Source organism: Nitrospinota bacterium (assembly GCA_016235255.1).
Classification (GTDB): domain Bacteria; phylum Nitrospinota_A; class UBA7883; order UBA7883; family JACRLM01; genus JACRLM01.
This window is the reverse complement of record JACRLM010000053.1, coordinates 1-9,690: the sequence shown is the minus strand read 5'-3', so window position 1 is coordinate 9,690 and position 9,690 is coordinate 1. Positions and strand designations below refer to the sequence as shown.

Genomic DNA, 9,690 nt, shown 5'->3' with positions numbered 1-9,690 from the left:
GCGGGAAAACGAGGCTAAAGCGGGCTCCATGGGGGGCACAAAACAGTCGTTGTCTGAGCGCAAAGAGGCCGTCAATCCGCAATTACGGGGTAAATGATGGATCAAAACCACGATGCTGGAATTATGCAAAGGTCTCCTTGTAAAGGGGGGAGAAAGGGCGGTTCCGGCGGTAATGAAATACGGTTTTGTGATAGCATGAAGTGGAGAATGTGTTCATAGCGTAAAGGTTCTATAAATGGCGAAGGTTGACGATATCAAGTTGGCCATCGAGGGGTTGCCGGATGGCGAGTACGCCCAACTGCGCCAATGGTTCACCGAGCGGGACTGGAGGGAGTGGGACGAGCGGATTGAAAACGATTCCGCCTCCGGGAAACTGGATTTTCTTGTAAATGAGGCTTTGGCCGAAAAGCGTGCCGGGCTTCTCAAAGGCGTTTGAATGCATCAGGCGTCCGCCAGGTTTTGGCGATGCCTTGAAAGCCTTCCGGAGCCTGTTCAAAAGGCCGCCATCCGCGCATTCGCCGCATTAAAGCAAAATCCGGATCATCCATCATTAAACTTCAAAAAGGCAGGCAAGTATTGGTCCGCCAGGATCGGACTTCAATACCGCGCTCTTGCTGTTGAGGACGGCGCCGATTTTATATGGGTGTGGATTGGAACCCATGACGACTACGAAAGAATGATTGGCAGAGGCTAGAGACACGCGTTTATCGCAAGTTGATTATAGTCATGGCCGTCAACAGGCGGTTCCGGCGGTAGGGTATTCATTCGCTATTTGGGACAGGAATCCATGGTCAGGCGACCAAGGGGAAGCAAGGGGAATGGCGCTGCGCCTACACCAGATACTGCTTAAGCACCGTTTCCACTTCTGACCGTATCTCCTGGTCCACAAGTTCGTTGCCGTCGGAGCCGACGCGCCCTTCGTTGATCTGCGATTTGTAGATTATAGCGCCGTTCTTGATGTTCACGCGGGCGCCCCAAAGATCCTCCGAGTCGCTCCCGCTTTTCAAGAGAACGTCCCGCGCTTCGGAGTGCCATTCGCACCCGGCGGCGATGGCTCCGCGCTTCACGTCCACCACGGCCTTTATCTCCTCGCCGTTGAATCCAGACGCAAGGCGCTTTAGTTGTTGCGCCGTGGCTCTTTTTGAAAGGATCTGCAGATGAAACTTCTCTGTCATTCTGTCTATTAACTCCCGTGCGGCGATCCATCCGGCCCAAGACCAGGCTCCGGATTTTTCTTTCCGGCTATACTACCATAAACTTCCGGCGTTACAAGGCCGCACGACACGATCATTTTCACCCCGTCCTCCACCGGCATGTCAAGCTCAGTCACATCTTCCGGCGGCAGCATCAAAAGGAATCCGGAAGTCGGGTTCGGAGTGGTGGGGATGAAAACCATCACAAGGTCCTTTCCGGACTTTTCCATCACCTCGCCTTTAACGTGCCCCGTGATGAACGCCAGGGAGTACATCCCTTTTCTCGGATATTCTATCAGCGCCACCTTGCGGAAAGCCTGGCCCCCTCCGGCGGAGAATGTCTCTATCACCTGCTTTGTGGCCACGTACACCGGACGGATGAACGGTATGGCGGTGAAAATCTTCTCGGCCACGTCCCAAAGCTTCCGGCCAAGATAGTTGGTGGTGGCAAGGCCGATCAGGAACACGAGCAGAAGCGTGGTGAGCACCCCCACGCCGGGGATGATCGCCCCTTCGGGTATCGGCGCGCCGCCGTGACGCATGATCGCCGTTACGCCGGGGCCCAGCAGGCTGTCCAGCGTCTCGAAGACGAACTTGAAGACAAAAATGGTGATCACCAGGGGCATGCTCACCAGAAGCCCGGTAAGGAATACTCTTCTTATCCGGAAGGCGACCGTTTTCATGCCGTATGGCCGGTGGGAATTCTCAAGGGATTACAGGGCGATGACGAGACGTTCACGGGCAAGCCGCACAGGCACCGCGCCGCTCACCGGGCTCCAGGAACGGTCCTGCAGGCCGCTTAGTATCCTTTGCAGGTCCGCGTCCGACCGGTCCGGATCGTGGTGGAACAGCACAAGCTCCTTCACCCCCGCGGCCCTGGACATGTTGTACGAATAGTCCACGCTCGAATGGCCCCAGCCGATCCTGTTCCTGTATTCCTCCGGGGTGTACTGGGCGTCCATGCAAAGAAGATCGGCCCCTTCGACGAATTTTATTATAGCGTCGGTCTGCTCTTCCGCCACCAGGCGCCCTTCTTCCCTGTTGATCTCGTCGCCATCGTCGAACAGGTTTCTGTACGGCTCATGGTCCGTCAGGTAAACGAACGACTTGCCTGCGTTTGATATCCTGTAGCTTAGGCACACCACCGGGTGGTTGACGAACTTGGTGGTCACCTTCACCGAATTGCCGATGCTAAGCTCCTGCTCGGTGATGTCGTGGAAGGAAATCTTCGCCGCCAGTTCCTCGACACGCACCGGGAAATAGGTGTAGTCCATCTGCTGGCTCAATATCTGCTCAAGGTTTTTGGAGTAGTGCACCGGGCCGTATAGGTTGATAGTGTACTTTGGGATAAAAAGAGGGGCGAAGAAGGGAAGCCCCTGTATATGGTCCCAATGGGTGTGGGAGAGCATTATGTGTATCTCCGTCACCGACGGGTCCTTTAGAATGTCCAGCCCAAGCTTTCTTATCCCGGTTCCCGCGTCAAGGATTATCAACGGTTCGCCGCTGTTGCGCACCTCCACGCACGGAGTGTTGCCGCCGAACTGCGAAGTGTCCGGCCCCGGCGCGGGAATGGAGCCGCGCACGCCCCAAAATTGGATCTGCATGCTTCTTAAGTACCGCCTTTTATTTCTTTTTAACGTCCGTGAGGAAATCCCTGGCGCTTTCCACCGCTTCCGGAAGGCCGGTGAGGGTGTTTTTCACATCCTCGGGTTTCATCGTAAACGATCCCCATTCCTCGCGGGTGATATTACCAAGATTCATTGTGGTTTGAATACCGATTTTTAGCAAGTGGCAACAATGGTCGGCGATACGGACGGTAAGCGCCAGTTTTCTGTGCTCCGCCGGCGCTTCCATTGGATTGTGATGGAACGCTATGGCGGCGGCCAGCGATTCAGGGAATTTCCACTTCTGGGCGATTATGCCGCTTATCTCCCCATGGGACATTCCCAGCATCTCTTTTTCCACCTCATGGCGCGGGCTGGCCGGTTCATACTCCGGATTGTATATCGTTTCAGAGTCTTCCTTCCCAAGCTTGTGGATGAGCGCCCCTTTGCCCATGTCATGCACAAGCCCGGCCACAAAATATTCCTCCACCTGTAATGCCCCCACCCCCATGGCCTTGGCCAGGTTTCGCGAGGCGATGGCGCATCCCAGGTTATGCTCCCAAAACTCGTTGTTTGTGAACCACTTGAAATCGTCCCGTACCTTGATGGTGCTTGTCACCGCCACCGAAAGGGCTATATTTTTAATGGTGTTAAACCCTAGAAGCATCACAGCCCGGTTTACCGAGGCCACCCCACGGTTACCGAAATAAGCTGAATTTATAAGCTTTAAGATTCTTGCCGTAAGATTAGGATCCATGGTGACGGCGTTGACCAGGTCCGTCGGGGAGGACTTGGGGTCATTGGCAAGGGAAATGATTTTCATCGACGCCGGAGAGAAGGCCGGCATTTTGTCAATGAAATCTATTATACTCGCCGCTTCAATACGATCTACCATCTTCATAATGTTTTGTTTGCGAACAATCTGCATTTTAGCATAATATTTACGAACGCTTGTAAACCCGGCGCCAAAGGTAATCGGAACGGCGCTTAAACGGACGATGGGAGCATGATAAGGCACATAGTATTTTTCAAGTTCAAAAAGGGCGTTTCACAAAAAGAAATGGATGCGCTGGCCGAGGAGCTTTGCGCGCTAAAGAGCCACATCCACCTGTTAAGGGAGATGGAAGTCTGCTTTGACCGGGCGCACATGGCCAATTCATATGACATGGCGCTAAACTCCCTGTTCGACACAATGGAAGACATGGAAAAATACGCCGCCCACCCGGCTCATGTGAAGGTGCTGGCCACAATCAGGATTCTATGCGAATCCCATGTGAAGGTGGACTATCAAACAATGAAAGTGGCCATGTAGGCCGGAAGGTCATTCTCCGGATATCTTCTTCACCGTTATCGAATCTATCGAAAGCTCCGCCGCGCCGGAGAACCTCACCTTGAACTCCACCGGGCCGCGCTTTTGCATCGTAAAGTCCAGCGTCACGGCGCCATGCCCGGTTTTCGCCACATCCGGCCGCAATACCTTGCGGGAGGCCAGAAGCTTTCCGTTGGCGTAATCGTTCGCTTCGACCACGCCCAGTTGCGCCCCGGCGGGAGCGTCCCCCGCGGCCATGTTGAACGTGGCGGTGTACTTGCCCTCATCGAACATCCGCACCGGGCCGAACAGCATCACGTCGCTTCGCTCGTCCCCCGGTGAAAGGGCCACCACGCGATCTCCGCTGGCGGTCTTGTCTTCAATCACGCGCCCGGTGTGGAATAGCTCTTCCGCCTCGAAAGTGTATTGCGGATCGGGCGTCCCATCCAGCAACGCGTAAACACTGTCGAAACTTACCTTTGCGCCGCCGATTGAGTAAACGCGGAACTCCGCCTGGTAAAGGGCGCCGGGCAGGATCGTAAAGTCCACCATGTAATCGAGGTATCCGCCGCCAGCCGATTCAAACGATGTTATTTCGCGACGGGCCAGCGTTATTTTCCCTTCTTTCACCGCCACGTCCACCGCCGCCACAACGCCATCCTTCCCGCTCCCCGCCGTTTTGAGCCTGAACCATGCGGAATACTTTCCGGCGGGCAACGTCCTGTACGGCCCGGCGTTGAGCAACCTTGCGGCGGAAGATGGGGCCGCCTCGCCCACGGTTATAACAGCCCCGCCCGACGCGGCGCCGTCCTCAACAACGTGTCCGTCCTGCTTTGAAAGCCATTCAGCTTCGTAATAGATTCCAACAGGCGATGGGCGCGGTTGTTGTGAATCTTCCGCTCCAGCCGCCGCGTTCACAATCTCAAACATCCATATGGGGGGCTTGCGTGTCAAAAGTTTAAGCCTTGGATTGCCGGCCAGACGCTCCGCCGCGAACTGCGCTGGCATTGCGCTCACCTGCGGCGGATATGCCTCTTCATGGAACAGGATGAATTTCACCCCAAGCTCTTTTGCCAGCCGCGCCTGTGAATCGGTGAAATCCCCGGTGTTCATGGAGGCCAGCGGGGCGAACACGTTTTGTGTGTACGCTTTGGAGACCACCGGCGAATAGCCGTTTATCATCGGAACGTTGTTTTCCACCGCGTAATATTCATAAATGGACTCCCACGAGCTTTCGCCGGGCCATATGGGGATGTTAAGCACTTTTGCGCCGGGGGCCTCCTTGGCGATCCTTGCGTAAATCGCGTTCCCGCCGTCGAGCAGACAAAGTCCCACAGGCTTTTTCGGGTGATAGTCAAAAGCGGTCAACGCGATGACGACGCCAACGGCTGTTATCGCCAGCGTCCTGCCGCGCGCCGCTTTCATGGCGATGTCCATGGCGTACGCCGTCAAAAGCGCCACGAGCGAAATGGGGATCACCATGATCTTCGCCGGCGTGCGGGACATGTTAAAGAACGGGAAGTAATTGTAGAACAGCGAATAGATGTGGAAATATCCGTCCAGCGTCGGGCCGAAGGCCAATATGTACGTCACCGCGAAAGCGGCGGAAAAGAAAATAGCGTCACGCCTTGCCTTGCCCGCGAGTTTTCCGGCAAGGGCCGCCGCCACGACGAAAAGGACAAGAAGAAGCGGCAGGCCGACGTACACATGCCAGTCGCCATCACCCGCCCACAGGGCCGGTATTTTCGGGGAGAAAATGGATATTTCGTCCATCGTCCTCCCCCCGGCGAATGATGCTTTTTCCACCAGCGCTTTCTTAAACTTCTGCATCCACAATACGGCGAGGATTGCGCCCAGAAGGAAAGGGACCCCGGCGGCGGCAAGTTTTTTAATGGTCTCCAGCCTCTCTTTTCCGGCGGTGGCTCCCGCTATCATTGGAGCAAGCCTCCAGGGGGCGTATGCCATCAGGAACATCAGCAGGAAGTAGCAATAAAAGGAATACGAAAGGCTGACCGTCAACACGCCCAGCCCCCCAAAAAATCCCCAAAGCGGGCTTTTGCGCTCCGCCGCCCGCTCGAAAAAGAAAAGGGTGAGCGGCACTAAAAACAGCACCGTGCCGGCCGGATGGCCACCGTAAAGCTCCACAAGGCGCAGCGGGATGAAATCGAACACCACCGCCGCCGCCAGCGCCGCCGCCCTGTTTTTCAGCAGTTGCGCCGCCCAAAGGTACATCGAAAGGCCGGAAAGGCCGAAGGAGATAAGGATGTACATGTTGTACGCGAAGGTGAGCGACACCAGCGTGAACGGAAGGTATAGCAGAGACACCGGCAGTTCGTATGTGTATATCCACTTTGCCTGGTGGGCCGTGGCGAACTCCAGCGGATTTGACAGGAACGGTATATCCCCGGCGGCCGCCCTTTTCAAAAGCCCGAGGTGATAGAACATCTGGAGGTGGTCGCCCTGGTACAGCCTGGCCTTTTCAAGCGCCCCCGGCACGTCGTAGGCGTATGGTATGGCGTCGAACATGCGGGTGGCGGCGGGCCAGGAATAGATCACGCCCAGAAGCGTGAAGATCAGGAATACGCGGAAAGGCCGTAGTGAAGGCTCATTGCGCGAGCCGGTCATTTCCTTTCCTTTATCACTTTCGCGGGGATGCCCACGGCCACCACGCTTTCCGGCAGGTCTTCGGTGACCACGGCGGCGGCGCCCACAACCGTGTTGGAGCCGATTTTCACCCCGTCGAGCACGGAGACACGCGCGCCAAGCCAGCAGTTGTCGCCGATGGAGACCCCCTTGCTCGTCCACGACTGGTCCAGGATCGGGGTGGAAGTGTCGTCAAAATTGTGCATGGTGGCGAATATGGAGGTGTATGGCCCCAGCAGAGTCTTTTTGCCGATGGTGATTTTCGAGTTGGACGATATGTTGCACCAGGTGGAGATGTTGGAATGGTCGCCGATCTCCATGTCCCCTTCCTTGCAGCTTAGTATCGTCCCTCTGCCGATATAGCAGAATTCGCCGATATGTATCCCCTGGTTGTTTGAACCCTTGGCGTCGAGCAGGGCGCCGTCGTCTATGATCGCTCCCCGGCCTATTTTTATTTTTTGCGGATGGCGCAGGAACACGTCCGTCCCGAACACCACGCCGTGCCCCACCTCGCCCAAAATCATGGGATAGAAGATTTTGCGCAACACGATCCCCAGCGCCCCCGGCATCCGGGTGAAAAACATGGTTATAAACTCGAACTTTACGAGAAACCAGAGCGAGCGGGTCCCCAGAATCATGTCCTGATACTGCTCAAGGCGCGACTTTCCCTTCCCGGCGTACTCATGCTGGATCTGGATGTTGATCTTTACTTCGCCTTCCTGTAAGCCGCCTTCAGCCATTTGGTTTATGCCTTTGGATTTGCAATCTTGCGCCCAAGTCCATTAATATGAAAAATGTAACACGCAAACGCCTCTAAAGGGCGATAATACAGGATAAATATGAAAGTTCTGTTTGTCTATACGGACATTGACGTGAAGGGGGGGGCGAAAAGCTACCACTTCGGGCTGGGGATACTCTCTTCCGTCCTTAAAAAGGGGGGGCACGCCACCGATCTATATTACATGTTCGGCAAGTGGGACCCGGAAGGGCTGGAAAAGCGCATTGGGGAATTCAAGCCCGATGTCATCGGCTACACCACGGACTCCACCCAGATACGCCATGTGGCCAGGCTCGCCAAACGTTTCAAGGGGCGAGGAATATTCCAGATAGCCGGCGGCACCCATCCTTCGCTTTATCCCAAATGCATAGAGACGGCCGAAGGGTTTGACGCCATATGCGTCGGCGAGGGGGAGAACACGCTGTTGAATCTCGTCACGGCGCTGTCGGAAAAACGGGACCACAGCAATATCCCCGGCCTGTGGGTGCGCAAGGCCGATGGCTCCATACAGAAAAATCCCAGCGGCGTGTTCATCCACGAGCTGGACACCATACCCTTCGGCGACCGCGCCATGTTCAATTATCAGGAGGTGGTGGACTCCGATTACGACCGGGCCACCTTCATGCTCTCGCGCGGGTGCCCGTACAGCTGCAACTATTGCGGCAGCCCCGCCATGGGGAGGATACAGGAAGGGAAGTATGTGCGGTTCCGTTCCGTGGAGAACGGCGTCGCGGAGATAAAGGACGTGGTGACCCGGTACAAGGTGAAGAACATATTTTTCGCCGACGACGTTTTCACCATAGACCGCAAGTATGTGAAGGACTTCTGCGACGCGTATGCGCGGGAGATAGGCCTGCCGTTCGAGGTGACAACGAGGGTGGAGAGCGCCAATTACGAGACGTTCAAGAACCTTGCGGACGCGGGATGCACCCGGGTGGCCATGGGGGTGGAGTCCGGCAGCGAGGAGTTGCGCCGCAAGGTGCTAAACCGGAAGATGACCAACGCCAAGATCATCCAGGCGTTCGCCGACGCCCGGCGGGCGGGGCTGAAGACCAAGTCGTACAACATCGTCGGTTTCCCGCACGAGACGGTGGAGATGCACATGGAGACGGTGGAACTCAACCGCCAGCTCGATCCTGACAGCCTGGTGTGCTACATCTTCAATCCGTATCCCGGCACCGCGCTGTACCAGATATCCATAGACGCCGGATTTTTGAGGCCGGAATTTCTGGAGGAGGAGTTCATCTCCCGCACGGACACGCCCCTTGCGATGCCCCAGTTCCCCCGGGAGGAGATCCTGCGGTGCTACCGCCGGTTCGCTTTCAACGTGTACAAGGAAAGCTCGCCGAAAAAGGCGCTGTTATATAAAATGTATTACTCGCGGTTCGGCGAGCGGCTGATCCGTGTGATGGACAAGATAAAAAAGCCGATCCGCAAGATCGCCATGGGGGCGTGAGGGGGAGGGTAATCATGGCTTGGTTCTTTTGTTGTCATCCCGGAAGCCGTCTTCGGCTATCCGGGATCGCGGCTTTGTAAGGGCACGGCGCGCCGTGCCCCTACAGTAAAACACACGGCTCTCCGTTTCGTTGCGGCCGGGATGACAGGACAGCTGGCCCGGCGAGTCGGCGGACAAGGAATCGGCGATGAACGCAAGAAAGCGAGTTAGAAGGTTCAGGATTTCGGCGAGAGTATCCTTGGGATTGAGGTGAAAAAGCGCTTGATGGCCCGTTGTTCACCGAGTGTTTCCTGTAACAGTCAGGGAATCTGAAACTTATATTTGTTTATCCCCGCTAAAAGAAGTGGAGGATGTGCAGTTAACATTAAGATCGCTAAAATCCACTTGAAAATTGTAAGTTCCAAACCATCCCGTGGATGTAAAATACCCAATTAACTCGTAATTTGCATATATATTCCCGCTTATTGAAGAGCTTTGGTATGTCGTGCTTTTTAATGTCTTGAATTGTCCGTTACTGTCTACGTTGCCAACACCCCCATTTGATGAATAAACCACCGTCCATCCGGCCGGGAAAGTGTCCTAAACTTAGTTGAAACGAAGGTATGACCTCACCTGCTACCATGTTTTTGAACGAAAACAACGGAAAGCAAGGAGGTCACATGAAAAGAGTAAACGGTAACGGGAAAACTGGCAAGGGAAGAATGGAT

9 protein-coding genes are annotated in these 9,690 nt (G+C 55.4%); 3 read left to right on the top strand and 6 right to left on the bottom strand.

From position 1 onward, the window contains the following. The first annotated feature begins 235 nt into the window (after positions 1-235). Positions 236-436: a hypothetical protein gene (locus tag HZB29_06800; GenBank protein ID MBI5815305.1), complete on the top strand. Its 201-nt coding sequence runs from the start codon at positions 236-238 to the stop codon at positions 434-436. 394 nt (positions 437-830) lie between these two features. Here the strand turns inward: HZB29_06800 and HZB29_06795 are convergent, their stop codons facing one another. Genes HZB29_06795 through HZB29_06780 form a run of 4 tightly spaced genes read right to left on the bottom strand, consistent with a single transcriptional unit; the run spans position 831 to position 3,620 of the window. Further along, a complete protein-coding gene (locus HZB29_06795; GenBank protein ID MBI5815304.1) occupies positions 831-1,175 on the bottom strand; it encodes a hypothetical protein in 345 nt (114 codons plus the stop codon). 8 nt (positions 1,176-1,183) lie between these two features. Continuing rightward, the gene (locus HZB29_06790; GenBank protein ID MBI5815303.1) at positions 1,184-1,876 is read right to left on the bottom strand and encodes a DUF502 domain-containing protein; all 693 of its coding nucleotides are present in this window, start codon (positions 1,874-1,876) and stop codon (positions 1,184-1,186) included. A gap of 30 nt (positions 1,877-1,906) precedes the next feature. After that, positions 1,907-2,797 carry an MBL fold metallo-hydrolase gene (locus tag HZB29_06785; GenBank protein ID MBI5815302.1) on the bottom strand — a complete coding sequence of 297 codons (891 nt, stop codon included), beginning with the start codon at positions 2,795-2,797 and terminating at the stop codon, positions 1,907-1,909. A 19-nt stretch (positions 2,798-2,816) separates the two neighbouring features. Further along, a complete protein-coding gene (locus HZB29_06780; protein ID MBI5815301.1) occupies positions 2,817-3,620 on the bottom strand; it encodes an HDOD domain-containing protein in 804 nt (267 codons plus the stop codon). Positions 3,621-3,803: 183 nt separating this feature from the next. On the opposite strand from HZB29_06780, the gene HZB29_06775 reads away from it, so the two are divergent. Next, the gene (locus HZB29_06775) at positions 3,804-4,109 is read left to right on the top strand and encodes a Dabb family protein (GenBank protein MBI5815300.1); all 306 of its coding nucleotides are present in this window, start codon (positions 3,804-3,806) and stop codon (positions 4,107-4,109) included. Between the two features lie 9 nt (positions 4,110-4,118). Here HZB29_06775 and HZB29_06770 read toward each other — a convergent pair whose 3' ends face one another. Next, on the bottom strand, positions 4,119-6,731 hold the full coding sequence (locus HZB29_06770) for a hypothetical protein (protein MBI5815299.1): 2,613 nt from the start codon (positions 6,729-6,731) through the stop codon (positions 4,119-4,121). After that, on the bottom strand, positions 6,728-7,489 hold the full coding sequence (locus tag HZB29_06765) for an acyltransferase (protein MBI5815298.1): 762 nt from the start codon (positions 7,487-7,489) through the stop codon (positions 6,728-6,730). Before HZB29_06765 ends, HZB29_06770 begins: the two co-directional genes overlap by 4 nt. Positions 7,490-7,588: 99 nt before the next feature. Here HZB29_06765 and HZB29_06760 point away from each other — a divergent pair, with 99 nt between their 5' ends. Next, positions 7,589-8,983, top strand: coding sequence for a B12-binding domain-containing radical SAM protein (locus tag HZB29_06760; GenBank protein ID MBI5815297.1), 1,395 nt, complete (start codon positions 7,589-7,591; stop codon positions 8,981-8,983). The last annotated feature ends 707 nt before the right edge of the window (positions 8,984-9,690 follow it).